Source organism: Comamonas sp. HJ-2, assembly GCF_053615495.1.
In genome coordinates this window covers 97,541-114,988 of record NZ_JBSIFD010000001.1, presented here as the reverse complement: position 1 = coordinate 114,988, position 17,448 = coordinate 97,541, and the positions used below count along the sequence as shown (strand labels likewise).

Sequence of the window (17,448 nt, the reverse complement as noted above, 5' to 3'; positions counted from 1 at the left end):
TTTCATTCCGGTGTCGTAAAAACATTTTTGCGGCCTGTCGCACAAGTGTTTTCGTTGCGTGACGGCCGGCCTCATGCGTTCGCCCTGTCTTATCTGTGTTAGCACCACTGTGGTGCATGTGATTTCAGGCACGGAATCTGCAGTTGTGAAATTGTTTTTTCATCACGGCAGTCATATGAGTCTGGGGATGGCCTCTTTCACAAGCATCGGGGCTGGGTAAACATGGATTTGAAAAAATGTTTTCATAACTTTAAATGTGAAAAATTAATTTCAAACCCGGCTTACGGCCCAGCGCCTGGGCGGTCATCAGCACACAGGAGATGGATATGGCAGGTGAGATCCCCGTGACGCCCTCGGCGTCAGGCAAAGCCAGTGCGGCGCAGATGCAGCAACTGGAAAATGCGCTCAACCAGATCGGCGTGACGCGCTCGCACAAAAGCATCATCTTTCTGGTGGTCTGCGGCGTGCTCTTCGATGTGTTCGAACAGAACGCGGTCGGCCTGGTCGGCCCCCTGCTGCGCCTGCAATGGGGGCTGGATGCGACGGACATTGCCTTTCTCAACACCATCACTTTCTTTGCCGCCGCCATGGGGCGTCTGCTGTCGGGCTACCTGGCCGATCGCATGGGGCGGCGCTTCATGCTCAATGTGAACCTGGCGCTGTTCACGCTGGGTGCCTTCGGCTGCGCACTGGCACCCGATTACGCTTTCCTCGCCGTGGCGCGTGCCATCGTGGGCTTTGGTCTGGGCGGAGAAATCACCACGGCCGTGACCATGCTGGCGGAGTTCTGCTCGGCCCGCTTTCGCGGCACGGCAGTTGGTCTCATCAATGTGGGCGGCGGCGGTCTGGGCAATATGCTGGCGCCTGCGTTCGCGCTGGGCGTGTTCACGCTGTTCCCGGGCGATGATTCCTGGCGCTGGCTGTTCGGTTGCCTGGTCATGCCGGCCATCTTCATCGTGTTCTACCGCCGCTTCGTGCCGGAGACGCCGCGCTTTCTGCTCTCCAAGGGACGGGTCGAGGAAGCCAATCAGGTGCTGAGCATGCTGGCGGCCGGCAAGCTGGCCAATGCGCAGTACGAGTTGCGCGAGTTCATCACCCCAGGCAGCGCACAAGAGCAGACGGCTGCCGCTCAGACCGTGCAGCGCAGCTCCTTCATCGACATCTTCAGGGGCGGCTATGCGCGGCGCACGCTTGCCGTGGGCCTGGCTTCGTGGATGACGTTTGGCGCGCAGCTCTCGGTGCTCACGCTGATGCCGACGATTCTGGTCGCCCAGGGCTATTCCATCACCAAGAGCTTCAGCTTCACCATCGTCATGCAGATGGGCAGTCTGCTTGGGGCGATCGCGGCATCGACCATGGGCTATTACTTTCCGCGCAAGCGGGTGCTGACGGTAGGGGCGATTGCCGCCTGTCTGGCGGGGCTGGCGTTCGGCAACTTCACCGATAGCGTGGCCATGATCCTGGTCTGCGGTGCGTTGTTCCAGTTCTGCGTGCTGACGCTCAACACCTCCATCTGGATCTTTGCGCCCGAGCTCTACCCCACGCGCATCCGTGCGCTGGGAACCTCCTTCCTGCTGGCGCTGGGCACGATTGGCGGCGCCATGTCCCAGGTGCTGGCGGGCAAGATGTTCGACCTGCACGGCGTCTCCGGAATGTTCGGCATGATCGCGGCCATGTATTTCATCTTTGCGATTGCCGTTCAGTTTGCCCCCGAGACCTTTGGTCGCTCCATCGAGGAAGGCGCGGGCGGAGAATCTCATGCCGAGCAGGAGTCTGCCGCTGCAGGCGCGGTCGCTGCTGGCCAGGAGCGCACGGCATGAAGGCTGGCATGCATATTCTGCTGATCAACCCCAATACCTCGCAGCAGACCACGGCGCTGATGCTCAGACAGGCGCGGGCCTGTCTGCCGCCCGGCGTGCTGCTGCACGGCGCGACGGCCGGGCGGGGAGCGGCCATGATTACCGACGAGGCGGGACTGAAGATCGCCGAGCAGGAGGTGCTGCGGCTGGGCCTGGGCTTTGCCCAGGGCGATGACAGCCAGGCCGGCCGGGCCATCATCGTGGCCGCCTTCGGCAATCCGGGGCTGGAGCTGCTGCGTGCGGCCCTGCCGGAGCGGGTTGCCGCCTTCGGCATAGGCGAAGCCGCCATGCTGCAGGCCGCTAGAGATGAGCAGGGCCGCCCGCGCCACTTTGGCATTGCGACGACCACGCCGGGGCTGGAGGCTTCGATTGCCGCCTCGGTCGCGGCGCTGGGCCTGACGCCCTGGTTCTGCGGCACCCGCATTGCCCAGGGCGAGCCGCTGGCGCTGGCCGCGGACCCGGCCTTGCAGTGCGAGCGCCTGGGCGATGCCGTGGCCCAATGCGTGCAGCGCGATGGCGCGCAGGCCGTGGTGATCGGCGGTGGCCCGTTGTCCGAAGCCGCGCTGTGGCTGGCGCCGCGCTTTGAGGTGCCGGTGCTGTCGCCCGTGGTGGCCGCGATGCAGGCGGCGCTGGCCGGCCTGTCGTTCGCTGTCGCCAGCTGATCGCTATTGATTCAAGAGCTTATACCGCCAGTCATTCATGTGTTTCAGATTGAAAAGTATCTGAAATCTATGAATAACAAGCGCAACAAGCTTTTGATTTCATAGCATCTCGTCCAGCGCATCGTGGCTGGTCTCGATGGCCGCCATATGTCTGCGACCCGGCTGGCCGCTTTGCTGCAAGGTAGCCGTGGCAATCAGGTGGCAGAGCATGAAAAGCGCCGTGTGATTGTCCAGCGGTCCCGGGGCCGAGGTCTGCACGCGCAGCAGCCAGTCCGCCTCGGGGGCCGGGCTGGCATGGTCGGTGATGCAGATCAGGCGGGCACCCAGCAGCCTGGCCTGGCGCGCGAACTCGCTGACCACGCGCACGCTGCGGCGCAGGGCAAAGATCACCACGACATCGTTTTCGCCGATCTGGGCCGCGTATTCGCCCAGGGTCTCGCCGGCGCCGGGAATGACCTGGCTGGGCATCTCCAGTGCCTGCAGCAGCTGCCAGCGCAGATAGGCGGCAAAGTTGCGGTTCTGGCGATAGCCGACAAAGAACAGCTGGCGCGCGCCGATCAGGGCCAGGGCGATGTCCTCGAGCTGCTGTGCCGAGATCTGTCCTATGGTGACAGCCAGATTCTCCGAGGCCTGGCGCAGATGGGTGGCAATCACATCCGCCGTGGGCCGGCCCTGGGCCGATGCGGCAGCCAGAAACAGTGGTGAGCCGTTATCGCCCTGGGCGCGGGCATGGCGGCGTGCATCCTCGTAGCCCTCATAGCCCAGCCGCTGTATGAAGCGTGTGACCGTGGCATTCGAGACCCCCGTGAGCTTGGCCATCTCGGCCGCCGCATAGCTCGACAGATTGCCGGGAAAATCCAGCAGGAATTCAGCCAGTCGCCGCTCCGAGGGCGGCAGCTGCGGCAGGGCCGCACGCACGCGGGCGATGAAGGAATGGGATTCGGCGGGTTCCGGGGTGGAGGAGCTGGGGTTCATGACGGCGGATGGCAGGCGGGCCCGCTGATCTGCCGGCCCGCTGTTTTGGTCGATATTGGCAATGTAGCGGCTATTTGGCGGCCATTGCCGAGCTGCCGTCAGCGCCCGCGCAGAAACAGCGCATCCAGCTCCTTCATGCTGAGCTGACGCCAGGTGGGGCGGCCATGGTTGCACTGGTCGGAGCGCTCGGTCACCTCCATCTGGCGCAGCAGTGCATTCATCTCGTCCAGCGTGAGCTTGCGGTTGGCGCGCACCGCGCCGTGGCAGGCCATGGTGGCCAGAATCTCGTTGCGCGCGCGCTGCACCACGGTGCTTGCGTCATGCTGGGCCAGTTCGGCCAGCACGCTGCGCGCCAGCTCCACGGCATCGCCCTGGGCCAGCGTGGCCGGCACGGCGCGCACGGCCAGGGTCTTGGGCGAGAAGGGCGAGACTTCCATGCCCAGGGTCAGCAAGGTCTCTGCATGGGCCTCGGCCGTGGCGACTTCCTCGGGCGTGGCGGCAAAGGTGGCGGGAATCAGCAACGGCTGGCTGGGAATCTGCTGGTCGCCATTTTCCGTATTCACGGCATTCTTGAGCTGCTCGTAGACGATGCGCTCATGGGCGGCATGCATGTCCACGATGACCATGCCCTGGCTGTTCTCGGCCAGGATATAGACGCCATGCAGCTGGGCCACGGCCCGGCCCAGCGGCCAGACGGGAGTATTGTCTGCCGCAGCCGTCACGGGTGGTTGCGTTGCTGGCGCTGCGTCATGTTCGGCAGTGTGCGTGGCAGCAGCAGGTTCGACCGGGGCTGCAGCTGCAGCATTGACAACGATCTCCGTAGCGGCTGGTGCTTCCTGCATCTGGGGTGCAGGCGCTTTTCGCTGAAAGTAGCTGGACTGGCCCGAAGGGCGCAGCCTGATGCCTTCGTCCTCGGGCTGAGGCACGGGGCTTGGCATGGCCGTGGTGTTGGTGATCGTGGTCGCGCCGGTGGCCGATTCAGGCGTCGCGGGCGTGGCGTTCGCTGGGGCTGGTGCCGCAGTTGCCATCTGGGGCGCGGGTGCGGCTTCCGCAGTGGCTTCGCGCATGGGCTCCCAGAGCTTGGCCAGATCGCGCACGGGGTTGCCGATGGCGGGTTCGCCAAAGCTCATGCGGGTTTGTGGCCAGGCCGGGGCTGCGGCGGGCTTGTTCGCCGATTTGGCAGCCACAGGCGTGGCAGTGCTCTCGTCGATCAGGCCGGGCTGGCGTGCGGCTTCCTGGGCCGCCGCCTCGACCACGGCTGCGGCGCGCGGCGTGGCCAGCGCGTTCTCGATCGCGTGGCGCACCGCCTGGTGGACTTCGCGGCTGTCGCGAAAACGCACCTCGATCTTGGTGGGGTGCACGTTCACATCCACACGCGCGGGGTCGATCTCTATGTAGAGCGCGTAGACCGGCTGTTTGTTGCCATGCAGCACGTCCTCGTAGGCAGAGCGGGCCGCATGTGTCAATACCTTGTCGCGCACAAAGCGGCCATTGACATAGCAGAACTGCTGGTCGGGACGCGAGCGCGCCGCGTCCGGGATGCCGGCGCGGCCTGTGACGTGGACGGGGCCGGCCCAGTGATCGACGGCGACCGAGTTGTCGACAAATTTGTCGTTCAGCACATCGGCCAGGCGGCGCGACAAGGCTTCGTCGGGCGTGCTGCCGGCAGCGCGCCATTGCTCGACGAGCTTGCCTTCATGCCAGATGGCAAAGCCCACATCGGGGCGAGCCAGTGCATGGCGACGCACGGACTCTATGCAATGCGCGAGCTCGGTGGCATCGGTCTTGAGGAATTTGCGACGCGCGGGCGTGGAGAAGAACAACTCCTTGACCTCTACGGTCGTGCCCTGGTTGCGTGCGGCGGGGCGCAGCTCGCCGCTGCGTGCATCCAGCAGATAGGCCGAGTCCTGACCTGCGGGGCGCGAGAAGATGGAGGTTTCCGATACCGAGGCAATGGCGGCCAGTGCCTCGCCGCGAAAGCCCATGGTGGCCACGGTTTCCAGATCGTGCAGATCGCTGATCTTGCTGGTGGCATGGCGGCGCAGGGCCACGGGCAGCTCGTCGCGCGGGATGCCGCAGCCGTCGTCTTCGACCGCAATCAGGCGCACACCGCCAGCCAGCAGGCGCACGGTGATCTGGGCTGCGCCCGAGTCCAGAGCGTTGTCCACCAGTTCGCGCACCACGGAGGCGGGGCGCTCGACCACCTCGCCGGCAGCGATCTGGCTGATCAGCTCGTCGGGCAGGTCGCGAATCGGCCGGCGCACGGGGGCAGCCTGGTCGGCGGTTTCGGTAGGGGAGGGGGAGAGTTCGGGGCTGGTTGCGTTCACGGCAACCATTCTAGGCGGCTGTACAAACCGGCCGGGAAGTGAGTTTTTTGAAGGGCGAAAACACAAAGAGCCGCCGGAATATTTCTGGCAGCTCTTTGTTCAGTCCGTGGGCGCAGGGCTTAGTGGCGGTGGCGGTAGCCGCCCTTGGTCAGTTCGTTACCGATCAGCGCACCGGCGGCAGCACCGCCGATGGTACCCACGGGGCCGCCAAACAGCACGTTGCCCACTGCACCGCCGGCCACGGCACCTGCGCCGATACCGACTTGCTGACGGCTGGGGCCATGGGCGCAGCCGCCCAGTGCCAGGGCGCCGGTCAGTGCGGCTGCCAGAGTCAGGGCCTTGCCATAGCGCATTGTGAATGTCTTCATGTTCGTATTCCTCTCGTCGTGCTAGTTATGGAAAGCGGTCTGGTCTCTGTGCCCACTCCTGCACATGCGGGAGGCTGGAGATGCCGGACTTTGTTGGCCAGGGGCCGATGTCGTGATTTGCAATGCACGGCTTGCGGCGACACATCTCTACTGTGCCAGCAGAAATGGCAAGCTGACGTATTGTTGACGTTTAGTTTTATCAAAACTTGTAACAAACCAGCATTAAAAGGCCGGCCTTGTTGCAGTCTGCAAGCAGCTGTGAGTTTGCTCTCAAAAACATGGCACTACAGCAAAGGGTGGAGCGTCTGCGGGCTTTGGGGGCGCAGTACATTACTGGCCGGCATACGCCGGTATGCCAATCCATTTTTGAGGACCGTGTTTTGGAAATCATTCAGTTTCTGATCGACTTCATCCTGCATATCGACAAGCATCTGGAAGCCTTTGTCGTGGCCTATGGGCCCTGGGTGTATGCCTTGCTGTTCATCATCGTGTTTGTCGAAACCGGTGTGGTGGTCATGCCTTTCCTGCCCGGTGACTCGCTGATGTTCATCGTCGGCGCGCTGTGCGGAGCCGGCTACATGAGCTACCCGTTGGCGGTGGTGGTGCTGCTGGCAGCAGCCATCCTGGGCGACCAGAGCAATTACACGATAGGCCGCTACCTGGGCCCCAAGGTGTTTCAGTGGGAGGACTCGCGCTGGTTCAACCGCAAGGCTTTTGACCAGGCCCACAACTTCTATGAGCGCTATGGCGGCGTGACCATCATTCTTGCGCGCTTCATGCCTTTCATCCGCACCTTTGCACCTTTCGTGGCCGGTGTGGCTCATATGAGCCGCGCCAAGTTCAGCCTGTTCAATGTCGTGGGAGCCGTGCTCTGGGTGGTGGGCATCAGCGCCGCAGGCTACTTCTTCGGCAATATGGAATGGGTGAAGAACAATCTTGAAAAAATCATCTGGGGTCTGATCCTGGTGCCGGGCCTGATCGCCATCTTCGGTGCCTGGCGCGCCGGCAAGGCCGAAAAGGCCAGGACCGCCTGATCCGCGCTCTTGCCAGCGCTTTGCCCCGACCGGAAAAGCGCTGACCCAAAAAAGAAGCCCCGGCATGCCGGGGCTTCTTTTTTGGCATTCAGATCGCATCGAGGCGTTTATTTGCGCTTGCCTACCTCGTTGCCGATCAGCGCGCCTGCCGCGGCACCGCCTACGGTGCCCAAAGTGGAACCAAACAGTGCATCACCGACCACGCCGCCAGCGACGGCGCCGACACCGGTGCCGATCTGGGCATTGGTGGGCGAGGTGGAGCAGCCTGCCATGGCAAGCGTGAAGGCTGCAGACACGGTGATGGCAAGAGTTCGCAGTTTCATGAGGTCTCTCCTGTACAGCTGCCCTAGAGGCCAGCTTTCATAAGAACATGTCCTGATCTTGAACCTTTTGCCCTGGCTTTCAGGTAGGAGAGAGGGCCAAGCCTGTGTCATTCAGGCTTGGCGACTGTCATCAAGCCGGCTTGTCGGCTGACAGCCAGCACGGTGGTTTTGTGTAAGCACACACTTAAACCGATCGGCTGCGCGCCAGGGGCGGGTTGTGGGCGAAGTACTTGCGTATGCCCGTCATCAGCGCATCGGCCAGTTGCTCGCGGTAGGCGGCAGAGGCCAGCTTGGCTTCCTCCTCGGGGTTGCTGATGAAGGCCGTTTCCACCAGCACGCTGGGAATGTCGGGGGCCTTCAGCACGGCAAAGCCGGCCTGCTCCACGCGGGCCTTGTGCAGCTTGGCCATGCTGCCGATCTCGCCCAGCAGCGAAGTGCCCAGCTTGAGGCTGTCCTTGATCTGGGCCGTGGTGCTCATGTCCAGCAGCATGCGCTGCACATGCTGGTCCTGCAGTCCGCCCACGTTCAGGCCGCCCACCAGGTCGGCCTGATTTTCCTTGTTGGCCAGCCAGCGGGCGGCCGTGCTCGATGCGCCGCGTTCGCTGAGCGCAAACACGCTGGCACCGCGCGCTGCCGGGGTGGTGAAGGCATCGGCATGGATGCTGATGAACAGATCGGCCTGGACACGGCGGGCTTTTTCCACGCGTGTGGCCAGGGGCACGAAGAAGTCGGCATCGCGCGTCATGAAGGCGCGCATGGGGCTGCCGCCGATGCGCGAGTTGTTGATGCGCTCGCGCAGCAGATGGGCGACCTTGAGCACCACGTCTTTTTCACGCAGGCCGCTGGGACCGGTGGCGCCGGGGTCTTCGCCGCCATGGCCGGGGTCCAGTGCCACGATGATGATGCGGTCCGTGCTTTGCGAGGTGGCAATATTGGGTGCAGGCCTGGGGGCCGGTGCCGGGCGTGGCGCGGGAGCCGGTGGTGGCGGCACGGGAGCCGGTGCCGGAGCCTGTGCAATCACCGCGGGAGCCGGTGCTGGAGTGCTGGGGCGCTGGTTGCGCTGGGCAATGAGGTCACCCAGGGGGTCGGCCTGGGGCGCTGTGGCAATCGCCGCCGGGGGCGGCGTCGTAATGGCGGGATGGTTCGCAGCCGGCGCGGCGGCCGTGCTGCCGGCATCGCGCAGGCGCTCGCTGATCAGGGCTTCCAGCGGATCCACGGCCTTGGCGGGATAGAGGTCCAGTACCAGCCGGTGCTTGTAGGGAGCAATCGGGGCCAGCGTGAAGACCTGGGGCCTGGCTTCCTGCTTGAGGTCGATTACCAGACGTACCACGCCGGGTGCAAACTGGCCGACGCGGATGCTGGCGATATTGGGGTCGTCGGAGCGGACCTTGGCCACCAGCTCCTTGAGCGCCGGGTTCAGATCCAGGCCCTCGATATCAACGGCCAGGCGCGGCGGGCTGGGCACGAAGACCGGTTTGGCCGTCAGCGGAATATCGGATTCCAGCGTGACGCGCGAGTAGTCGGGTGCGGGCCAGACGCGTACGGCCACGATGCTCGCGCCCTGCGCAATATGCTGGCGACCCAGCAGCAGAACCACGCCGCCTGCCTGCAGCAGATTGCGGCGGGAGAGGCCCGGTCGGGAAGGGCCTGGCGGGGAGAGATCCAGTCGGGGCTGATCGGGAAAAGCCGTGGAGGAAGTTGTTTTGCTCATGCCGTCAATGCTTCAAGCACGGTGCAGCCTGCGGGGGTGCCGGCCTTGAGCGTCACCTGTCGCTGCACATCGTCAATTGCTTCGATATGGATAGCTATATCCGCAACAGGTGTAACCGCTGCAGCCTTTTCAGGCCATTCTGCCAGCTTGAGTCCGGCGCTGGCAAAAATGTCACGAAAACCTGCATCTTCCCATTCGCGCGGATCGTCGAAGCGGTAGAAGTCAAAGTGCCAGATCGAGAGATCGCCGGCCTCATGCGGCTCCACCACGGCATAGGTCGGGCTCTTGATGCGGCCCTGCACGCCCAGGGCGCGCAACCAGTGGCGCACCAGCGTGGTCTTGCCCGCACCCAGGTCGCCATGCAGGGTCACATAGGCGTTGCGCAGCTGAGGCAGGGCGGCCAGTTGCCGGGCGAAGCGCTCGGTTTCCTGTTCGCTTTGCCAGAGTATCTGGCGCTGCGCCAGCGCCGGTGTGGGCTCGCTTCCTACAATTCGGGGTGTATGTTGAGCAGCAGTCAATTGGTTCCTTTGATGCAAGCCTGGGCTCGCGAGCTGGGATTTTCCCAAATCGGCGTGGCGGGCGTGGATTTGTCCTCGGCAGAACCCGGTTTGCTGCAATGGTTGGCGCAAGGGTTTCATGGCGAGATGCATTACATGCAGGCCCATGGTTTGAAACGAGCCCGGCCAGCGGAATTAGTTCCCGGCACGGTGAGCGTGATTACCGCGCGCATGGATTATCTGCCGCGCGAGACCGGGGACGGCTGGCAGGCCGTGGAATGGGATCGGCTCAAGCGTCCCGAAGAAGGCATTGTCTCCATCTACGCCAGAGGCCGTGACTATCACAAGGTGCTGCGCAACCGCCTGCAGAAGCTGGCCGAGCGCATCGCACAGGAAATAGGCCCGTTCGGCCACCGTGCCTTTACCGACTCCGCCCCGGTGCTGGAGGCCGAGCTGGCCAGCCGCAGCGGCCAGGGCTGGCGCGGCAAACACACCCTGGTGCTGAGCCGCGAGGCCGGATCGATGTTCTTTCTGGGGGAGATCTATGTGGACTTTGCGCTCGAGCCCACCGTCCCCGTCACGGCGCACTGCGGCAGCTGCTCGTCCTGCATCGACGCCTGTCCCACGGGCGCCATCATCGCGCCGCACAAGGTCGATGCGCGGCGCTGCATCTCCTATCTGACCATCGAACATGCGGGAAGCATTCCCGAGGAACTGCGGCCCTTGATGGCCAACCGCATCTATGGCTGCGATGACTGCCAGCTGGCCTGCCCCTGGAACAAGTTTGCCCAGCCCAGCGTCTTGCCTGACTTCGACGCCCGCGCCGCACTGGCCGGCACGCAGCTGGTGCATTTCCTGGCCTGGGATGAAGCCACATTCTTGCGCGTGACCGAGGGCAGTCCCATCCGCCGCATCGGGCATGCACGCTGGCTGCGCAATGTGGCCGTGGCCCTGGGCAATGCCTGGCGCGAAACCGGCAGGCCCGAACTCAGGGCCGCGCTGCAGAGCCGGGCCGATCATCCCGACCCCGTGGTGGCCGAACATGTGGCCTGGGCGTTGGCCCAGCGCGCCTGATTTTTAGTGAAATTGGCCTCTATCGCTTATCCAGTAAGCACAAGAAGCTATTAAATTCAAATACCGATCAGCCAGAGCCCGAAGGGCAGGCTGAGCACGCCCAGCATCGTGGACAGCGACACCAGACTGGCCACAAACGAGCCTTCATAGCCCATGCGCACAGCCAGCACATAGCAGGACGAGGCAGTAGGCAGGCTGGAGAACGCCATCAGCGCAATCGCCTGCGGCTGGTTGAGGTGGAACAGCTGAACCATGGCAAAGGCGATCAGCGGCTGTATGGCATGGCGTATCAGCAGCAACTCGCTGGCCAGCAGCTTGTTGCTGGCCAGTGCACTGAGCTTGAGGCCGGCGCCGGCGGCCATCAGGCCCAGTGCGATCGAGGCCGCACCGATGCGTGCCACGGGGGCTTCCAGCAAGGCCGGAATTTTCAGTCCAGCGGCATTGAACAGCAGGGCGCTGACGGTGGCGATGATCAGCGGATTGCGCAGCAGATGACCGACAAAATGCTGGTCGCTGCCACGCGTCATGGGCCAGACGGCGGCCACATTGAACAGCGGCACGGATACGCCGATCAGCACCGAGACATAGAGCAGTCCGTCAGGACCCGCCAGGCGCGAAACCAGTGCCAGCGCGATAAAGGAGTTGAAGCGAAACGCCACTTGCGCGGCTCCCGCATAGCCGCGTGCATCGATGCGCCGGCCAAGAAGAGGCAGGTGCGGCAGGCTGTAGGTCAGCGCAATGCCCAGCAGGCCTCCCAGCACACCGGCGGCCAGCAATTGGCTGGCGTCGCCCCACTGGATCGGGTTGCGCGTGATGGAGTGAAACAGCAGCACCGGAAACAGCAGGTAGTAGACGAGCTGCTCCACGGCTTGCCAGACGCTGCGGTTGATGGGCGTGAAACGGCACAGCACATAGCCCAGCACGATGAGCGCGAAATCGGGAAAAAGCAGTTCTAGATAGTTCACGGCCTGTAAGCATAGAGCCGGTCATAGGTTTGCTGAGAGAAAGCTGTCGCCAAGTTTCTATGTAGTAGTACTTACTGTTGTCGCTCGGCTCATTCGAGCTGAACTTTGATGCGCTTCAAGGAAATGGTGCGAATCTAGGGTAATTACTGAGAAATCAGGGCTAACAAGAATGTGCCGGGTTTTTTGCGGCACGTACCATCAGCCGTTAATTTCAGAACTCATAAGGAGACCCCTTCATGAATCGTCGTATGTGCGTGGGCCTGACAATGGCTCTGGCAACTGTAGGTTTCTCGACTGGTGTGTTGGCTGAGGCCAACTACCCCACCAAGCCCATCAAGCTGCTGGTGCCCTTTGCCGCAGGCGGCACGACCGACATCATTGCGCGTGTGATCGCCGAGCCGCTGAGCAAGGAACTGGGTCAGTCCGTGGTGGTGGACAACAAGGGCGGTGGCGGCGGCGTCATCGGTGCGCAGGAAACCGCGCGCCAGAAGCCCGACGGCTACAACCTGGGCATTTCCACGCTGTCGACCATGGCCACCAATCCGGCCATCAACCCCAAGACTCCCTACAACCCGCTGACGGACTTCACGCCCATCATCAATATTGCGGCCACGCCCAATGTGATCGCCGTGAACCCCAAGTTCCCCGGCGCGGCTAACTACAAGGCTTTCGAGGCCGAACTCAAGGCCAATCCCGGCAAGTACTCCTATGGCTCGTCCGGTACGGGCGGCATCCAGCACATGCTGATGGAGCTGTACAAGTCGCTGACCGGCATCCAGATGACCCATGTGCCTTATCGCGGCGCGGGCCCGGCCCTGAACGACGCGGTTGCCGGCCAGATCCCCATGATTCTGGACAACCTGCCTTCGGCGCTGCCCTTCATCAAGGACAACCGCCTCAAGGCCATCGCCGTGGCAGCTCCCCAGCGTCTGGCCGTGCTGCCTGACGTGCCTACCTTCAAGGAAGTGGGTCTGCCCCAGGTCAATCGCATGGCTTCCTACGGCATTCTGGGCCCCAAGGGCATGGACAAGGCCATGGTCGACAAGATCAATGCCGCCGTGAAGAAGGTATTGCAGGACCCCGCGGTCAAGAAGCGCATCGAAGACACCGGTTCGCTGGTGGTGGGCAACTCTCCTCAGGAATTCGCCAAGGAACTGAAGGAAGAGTTCGAAACCTACAAGCAGGTCGTGGCCAAGCAGAAGCTGACACTGGACTAAGCAGCTGATCTGCTGCCGATGCAGTAGCGGATACCGCAAGCCCGAATTGCCTTTGAGGCCATTCGGGCTTTGTTTTTATATGCGAGGGCCGGGACAGGGCGATGAGGTGGGCTGATTTCGGCCCTGAGCAGCCAATCGATACACAAAAACAAGGCCAGGTGAGGGTGAATAAGCCAAAGAAGCATCAATGTGCTCATTGTCCAAGGCGTTGAGCTCGATTTGTCGGGTGCTTTGCGTCAGATCCTTTATCCAGTCATCGGAGGTGTGCATGGCAAGTGAACAAAAGATCAAAGGACCCGCGTCCTACTTTCCTTCCATCGAGAAGACCTATGGAAAGCCGGTCACGCACTGGCTCAAGATTCTCGATGAGCTGCGCGATAAAAAACATATGGAGCAGGTCGCACATCTCAAACTCGAGCACGGCATCGGTCATGGACATGCGAACGCGCTTGTTGCATACCATAGGGCACAGCCCGGCGCTTGTTAGATGATTCAGGCCGATGCCGCTTCACTTGCGTGTCGTATGGCCATGCAGTGCATATGCCGAAAAACCGGGCTTCCATCCCTGTCTACCGTTCCGTTGAGTGCCAATCCAATATGGACTGCAAGCGCCTGATGCGGACTGAGTACCGCTGCCGTCTGCATGACATGAGGTTTCCATATCCATCCGGGCCATGAAATTCAAGAGGGTGCTGCGTGAAGCGTTGAGGTTCTGGCCATCGCGGATGGCGATTTCAGATGGGAAGCTCGTGGCTGGCGTTCCGCAACTGTCCGGGTTGCTGGAGCTTGCACAAGCTCATGCCAAGGCGTGGAGCGAGGCGCATCAGCTGATGGTCTGGGGGCTTCTGTGCCTTGCACAAAGATGCGGTCACGAGCGTCAAAGCGGGCCAAGGCGGGATTACAAAATCGGATCTCGATATGAGGTATCTGCGCCAGAAGTACCTGCAGAGCCTGTTCGCCAGCGGCAGTCACTACCCGCGCCAGATGCTGCGTGCATATCGGCGCGAGCTGGAGAGCCGGTCGAGATCCAGGCAGTCTCTCAAGCCGGCTCAGATCGGCAAGCTGTCGCTTGTGGCTCGGCTTCAACATTGAGTGCCCGTTTCTGGTCGGCCCAAGCGGCGGCTCATGGCCGTTTGCGCCACGGCAGGCGAAGTGGATGGGCTAAAGCTGGGTGAGCTCGACAGTGTCGTTGAGCCCAAGCGCCTCATCGAGGAGGCTTTGCAACGCTAAGGCCGCGACAGTGCGATCCGCCAGGTGGTCGATGAAATAGAAACCGTCCGGCTCTATCGCGTAGCTGTAAGCCTCGCCCATCACTTCTGGATTGTTCGGGTTTGGCAACCTTCCAAGCAGCGCAGTGGGGTCGTAATTGCCTGGCACGACAAATTTGATTTTGTACTCTCGTCCCATGTCTCCGAATCCGTCTTCAGTCTGAGTTTGTCCTCCCTGAGCTTACTCCACGGCCTACTTCGAGTATGGATTGCCTCTGGCCCGCGATCTGACCAGTAGCGCCATATCGCATGGGCCTGCCGTCAAACCTGCACGGCCTTCACCAGCGTGTACGCTAGCCCCATGTCCGACGTCCCCAAAAAAGCCCGCGAGTCCCAGATTCCCGATGACTGGCCGCCGCCCTTGCCGCAGAGCCAGCATGCGCTCGATCAGTTCATCGATGCCCTGCTGCTGGAGGACGGGCTTTCGCGCAATACCTTGTCCGCTTACCGGCGTGACCTGACGGCGACTGCGCGCTGGCTGGCGCGGCTGCAGCCGCCCAAGGCGCTGGATGCTGCGCTGGAAGGCGATCTGCAGGGCTATTTCACGGCCCGTGTGGAGGGCACCAAGGCCACCTCCTCGAACCGTAGGCTGACGGTGTTGCGTCGCTATTTTCACTGGGCGCTGCGTGAAAAGCGCATCGCTGCCGACCCCACGGTGCGCATGCTGGCGGCCAAACAGCCGCCGCGCATGCCCAAGACCCTGACCCAGGAGCAGGTGGAGGCCCTGCTCGATGCGCCCGATGTGGACAGCCCGCTGGGCTTGCGCGATCGCGCCATGCTGGAGCTGATGTATGCCAGCGGTCTGCGCGTCAGCGAACTGGTGGGCGTGTGCATGCATGAGCTGGACCTGCGCTCGGGCGTGCTGCGCGTGACGGGCAAGGGGCGCAAGGAGCGGCTGGTGCCGTTCGGCCAGGAGGCGCAGCACTGGCTGGAGCGCTATCTGCAGCAGGCGCGTGCCGTGATTCTGGGGGGGCAGCAGACCGAGGAGGTGTTTGTGACCCAGCGCGGTGCGGGCATGAGCCGCGTGATGTTCTGGGTCATCGTCAAGAAATGCGCGCAGATTGCAGGTGTGAACTCGCCGCTGTCGCCACATACGCTGCGCCATGCGTTTGCCACCCATTTGCTCAACCATGGCGCCGACCTTCGCGTGGTGCAGATGCTGCTGGGGCATGCCGATATCTCCACCACCACCATCTACACCCATGTGGCGCGTGAGCGGCTCAAGGCCCTGCATGCCGAGCATCACCCGCGCGGCTGAGCCGCTGCCTAGGCTGTCGCGCTGCCAAGCTGCAGGTGGTAGAGCCCCCAGACGGCGGCAGGAAAGCGCTGCTTGACGGGCAACTGGCCGAGCTCCGGAATCTGATGGGCTGCAAAAATGGCCCAGAGCGGGCCCACGCCGCCCATGGCCAACGGCACGCCGTCCAGCTGGGTGGCGATCAGCATGCGCCAGCGCACGGCCTGGGCCAGCGGCATCTGGCTGCGATAGCCGTCTATGCCCTGCAAAGTCAGTTGCAGGCCGCGCGCCATGGCCTGGCCTACATCCACGCCGGCGGCTTGCAGCACCTGCTCCAGCAGCGGGCCTTGCAGGTTGTGTTCGGCTTCGTCGTATTCAAGCGTGGTCCTGAGCGTCTGCTGCTCCAGGCTGTTGAGCGCATCCATGCCGCAGGACCAGGCTGCATCGAACAGATAGCCATGGATGATCAGCATGCGGTCCGCCACGGCCTGCGGCTTGCCGCGATTGGCCTGCACACCGGGGCCGCTGATGGTGAGCACTGCGGGTTGCAGGCCATCGAGCACACAGGTGCGGGAGGCCTTGCGTGTGGCCGCGGCGGGCAGAGCCATGGCGCCCAGTGCAGCGCCCGCAGCACCGCTTCGCAGCAAGATGGAGCGACGTGATAGAGGTTGTTTTTCTGCCATGGGGCGCTTTCTTTGTGGAGATTGCTGCAGTCTAGCGGCAAGCCTTGCGGGCGTCATTGCGACACGTCGATGAAGATGTTGGCCGGTTGGAGTGTTGGTCTATTTGAATGTTTGAAGTTTTATTTTGATGTTTTCTGTCCAATGAATTGACGAATCGTCGTCCAAATCAACCGGGGAATTCACTTTGGTCAAAAATGCAGGTCTTGATTTTTGGATTTCGAGTGATGACTAACTTTCTGCGTCGCAGCATGCTGACCTGTGCCCTGGCAGCCGTGCTGCCTGCCACCTTGTCCCTGAATGTCCAGGCGGCCGACAAAGCCGACGCGGCTGGCTGGCCCAGCCGTCCCATTCGTCTGGTGGTGTCCTACCCTGCCGGTGGTGTCAGCGATGTGGTGGCCCGTGCACTGGGTGAAAAGCTGTCGCAGTCGCTGGGTCAGTCGGTGGTGATCGACAACAAGGCCGGTGCGGGTGGCGCGATTGGCCTGGATCAGGTCGCCAAGTCCAACCCCGATGGCTATACGCTGGGCTTTTCGTCCATCAGCCCGCTGACACTGAGCCCCCATCTGGGCAAGCCGCTGTTCGATCCGCACAAGGATATTGTTCCCGTGGTCAGCGTGATGTACTCGCCCGTGCTGCTGCTGGGAACGACCCGTCTGGCAGCCAAGAGCTTTCCCGAGCTGATGACCCAGGCCAAGGCCCACCCCGGCGATGTGCGCTGGGCCACGGCCGGTCTGGCCTCGCTGGGCCACATCATGCTCGAGCAGATTGCCGACCAGGGCAAGGTGCAGATCACCCATGTGCCTTACAAGGGCGGCGGCCAGCAGCTCAATGACGGCCTGAGTGCACAGTTCGAGGTGTTGTCCACGAATGCCGGCCCGGCCGTGATGCAGCACATCAAGGCCGGCAAGTTCAAGGCCCTGGCCGTGGGTGCTCCGGCGCGTCTGGACTCGCTGCCCCAGGTGCCCACGCTGGCCGAGCTGGGTTACAAGAACGCCAACACCACATCGGTCTTCGGCATCTTCGCTCCCGCCGGTGTGCCTGCCCCCGTGCTGGCTCGCCTGAATGCCGAGGTGAACAAGGCGCTGGCGCTGCCCGAGATCCGTCAGCGCCTGGAAGCCACGGACAATGTGCCTACCGGAGGCAAGGCAGCGGACTTTGCCAAGCAGATCGAGGCAGAGTCCAGGTCCAACGCCCAGATCATCAAGGCTGCAGGTATCCAGACCAACTGATCGGGACTTTCTTGAATGAAAA

Annotated in this window: 17 protein-coding genes; 8 read left to right on the top strand and 9 right to left on the bottom strand. The window is 62.8% G+C overall.

From position 1 onward, the window contains the following. Positions 1 to 326 precede the first annotated feature (326 nt). Both ACWGXF_RS00520 and ACWGXF_RS00515 read left to right on the top strand, forming a co-directional pair. Entirely contained in the window at positions 327 to 1,820 is a 1,494-nt protein-coding gene (locus tag ACWGXF_RS00520) for an MFS transporter (protein WP_452101628.1), read from the top strand. After that, positions 1,817 to 2,521, top strand: a complete 705-nt coding sequence (locus ACWGXF_RS00515) for an aspartate/glutamate racemase family protein (protein ID WP_427772605.1) — start codon at positions 1,817 to 1,819, stop codon at positions 2,519 to 2,521. The genes ACWGXF_RS00520 and ACWGXF_RS00515 overlap by 4 nt, the downstream gene beginning before the upstream one ends. Positions 2,522 to 2,620: 99 nt before the next feature. Here the strand turns inward: ACWGXF_RS00515 and ACWGXF_RS00510 are convergent, their stop codons facing one another. The 3 genes from ACWGXF_RS00510 to ACWGXF_RS00500 form a co-directional block, all read right to left on the bottom strand. Then, on the bottom strand, positions 2,621 to 3,496 hold the full coding sequence (locus ACWGXF_RS00510) for a MurR/RpiR family transcriptional regulator (RefSeq protein WP_012837342.1): 876 nt from the start codon (positions 3,494 to 3,496) through the stop codon (positions 2,621 to 2,623). A 98-nt stretch (positions 3,497 to 3,594) separates the two neighbouring features. Continuing rightward, positions 3,595 to 5,832: a DNA mismatch repair endonuclease MutL gene (mutL, locus tag ACWGXF_RS00505; RefSeq protein WP_452101627.1), complete on the bottom strand. Its 2,238-nt coding sequence runs from the start codon at positions 5,830 to 5,832 to the stop codon at positions 3,595 to 3,597. Between the two features lie 110 nt (positions 5,833 to 5,942). Next, positions 5,943 to 6,191 carry a hypothetical protein gene (locus ACWGXF_RS00500; RefSeq protein ID WP_003064462.1) on the bottom strand — a complete coding sequence of 83 codons (249 nt, stop codon included), beginning with the start codon at positions 6,189 to 6,191 and terminating at the stop codon, positions 5,943 to 5,945. A 380-nt stretch (positions 6,192 to 6,571) separates the two neighbouring features. Here ACWGXF_RS00500 and ACWGXF_RS00495 point away from each other — a divergent pair, with 380 nt between their 5' ends. Beyond that, on the top strand, positions 6,572 to 7,225 hold the full coding sequence (locus ACWGXF_RS00495; protein ID WP_003064464.1) for a DedA family protein: 654 nt from the start codon (positions 6,572 to 6,574) through the stop codon (positions 7,223 to 7,225). A gap of 107 nt (positions 7,226 to 7,332) precedes the next feature. Here ACWGXF_RS00495 and ACWGXF_RS00490 read toward each other — a convergent pair whose 3' ends face one another. From ACWGXF_RS00490 to tsaE, 3 genes are all read right to left on the bottom strand, one after another. Next, positions 7,333 to 7,548: a glycine zipper 2TM domain-containing protein gene (locus tag ACWGXF_RS00490; protein ID WP_003064466.1), complete on the bottom strand. Its 216-nt coding sequence runs from the start codon at positions 7,546 to 7,548 to the stop codon at positions 7,333 to 7,335. A 184-nt stretch (positions 7,549 to 7,732) separates the two neighbouring features. Further along, positions 7,733 to 9,259, bottom strand: a complete 1,527-nt coding sequence (locus ACWGXF_RS00485; protein WP_256629916.1) for an N-acetylmuramoyl-L-alanine amidase — start codon at positions 9,257 to 9,259, stop codon at positions 7,733 to 7,735. After that, positions 9,256 to 9,777: a tRNA (adenosine(37)-N6)-threonylcarbamoyltransferase complex ATPase subunit type 1 TsaE gene (gene tsaE / locus ACWGXF_RS00480; RefSeq protein ID WP_003064470.1), complete on the bottom strand. Its 522-nt coding sequence runs from the start codon at positions 9,775 to 9,777 to the stop codon at positions 9,256 to 9,258. The genes ACWGXF_RS00485 and tsaE overlap by 4 nt, the downstream gene beginning before the upstream one ends. Before the next feature lie 12 nt (positions 9,778 to 9,789). On the opposite strand from tsaE, the gene queG reads away from it, so the two are divergent. Next, positions 9,790 to 10,830, top strand: coding sequence for a tRNA epoxyqueuosine(34) reductase QueG (gene queG, locus ACWGXF_RS00475; RefSeq protein WP_039052318.1), 1,041 nt, complete (start codon positions 9,790 to 9,792; stop codon positions 10,828 to 10,830). A 56-nt stretch (positions 10,831 to 10,886) separates the two neighbouring features. Here the strand turns inward: queG and ACWGXF_RS00470 are convergent, their stop codons facing one another. Beyond that, positions 10,887 to 11,795 carry an AEC family transporter gene (locus tag ACWGXF_RS00470; protein ID WP_012837347.1) on the bottom strand — a complete coding sequence of 303 codons (909 nt, stop codon included), beginning with the start codon at positions 11,793 to 11,795 and terminating at the stop codon, positions 10,887 to 10,889. Between the two features lie 236 nt (positions 11,796 to 12,031). Between ACWGXF_RS00470 and ACWGXF_RS00465 the strand changes: the two genes are divergently transcribed. Together ACWGXF_RS00465 and ACWGXF_RS00460 are read left to right on the top strand one after the other, a co-directional pair. Next, positions 12,032 to 13,012 (top strand): tripartite tricarboxylate transporter substrate binding protein BugE, encoded by a 981-nt coding sequence (locus ACWGXF_RS00465; RefSeq protein ID WP_034359925.1) that lies wholly within the window; start codon positions 12,032 to 12,034, stop codon positions 13,010 to 13,012. A gap of 268 nt (positions 13,013 to 13,280) precedes the next feature. Further along, complete coding sequence (locus tag ACWGXF_RS00460) at positions 13,281 to 13,499, top strand: DUF4287 domain-containing protein (RefSeq protein WP_256629917.1); 219 nt, start codon at positions 13,281 to 13,283, stop codon at positions 13,497 to 13,499. A gap of 674 nt (positions 13,500 to 14,173) precedes the next feature. Here the strand turns inward: ACWGXF_RS00460 and ACWGXF_RS00455 are convergent. Next, entirely contained in the window at positions 14,174 to 14,419 is a 246-nt protein-coding gene (locus ACWGXF_RS00455) for a hypothetical protein (protein WP_256629918.1), read from the bottom strand. 162 nt (positions 14,420 to 14,581) lie between these two features. Between ACWGXF_RS00455 and xerD the strand changes: the two genes are divergently transcribed. Beyond that, positions 14,582 to 15,538, top strand: coding sequence for a site-specific tyrosine recombinase XerD (xerD, locus tag ACWGXF_RS00450; RefSeq protein WP_452101626.1), 957 nt, complete (start codon positions 14,582 to 14,584; stop codon positions 15,536 to 15,538). Positions 15,539 to 15,546: 8 nt separating this feature from the next. On the opposite strand, the gene ACWGXF_RS00445 is transcribed toward xerD, so the two are convergent. Continuing rightward, positions 15,547 to 16,197, bottom strand: coding sequence for a twin-arginine translocation pathway signal (locus ACWGXF_RS00445; protein WP_003064486.1), 651 nt, complete (start codon positions 16,195 to 16,197; stop codon positions 15,547 to 15,549). Between the two features lie 224 nt (positions 16,198 to 16,421). On the opposite strand from ACWGXF_RS00445, the gene ACWGXF_RS00440 reads away from it, so the two are divergent. After that, entirely contained in the window at positions 16,422 to 17,426 is a 1,005-nt protein-coding gene (locus ACWGXF_RS00440; protein WP_039049971.1) for a Bug family tripartite tricarboxylate transporter substrate binding protein, read from the top strand. Positions 17,427 to 17,448: the final 22 nt, after the last annotated feature.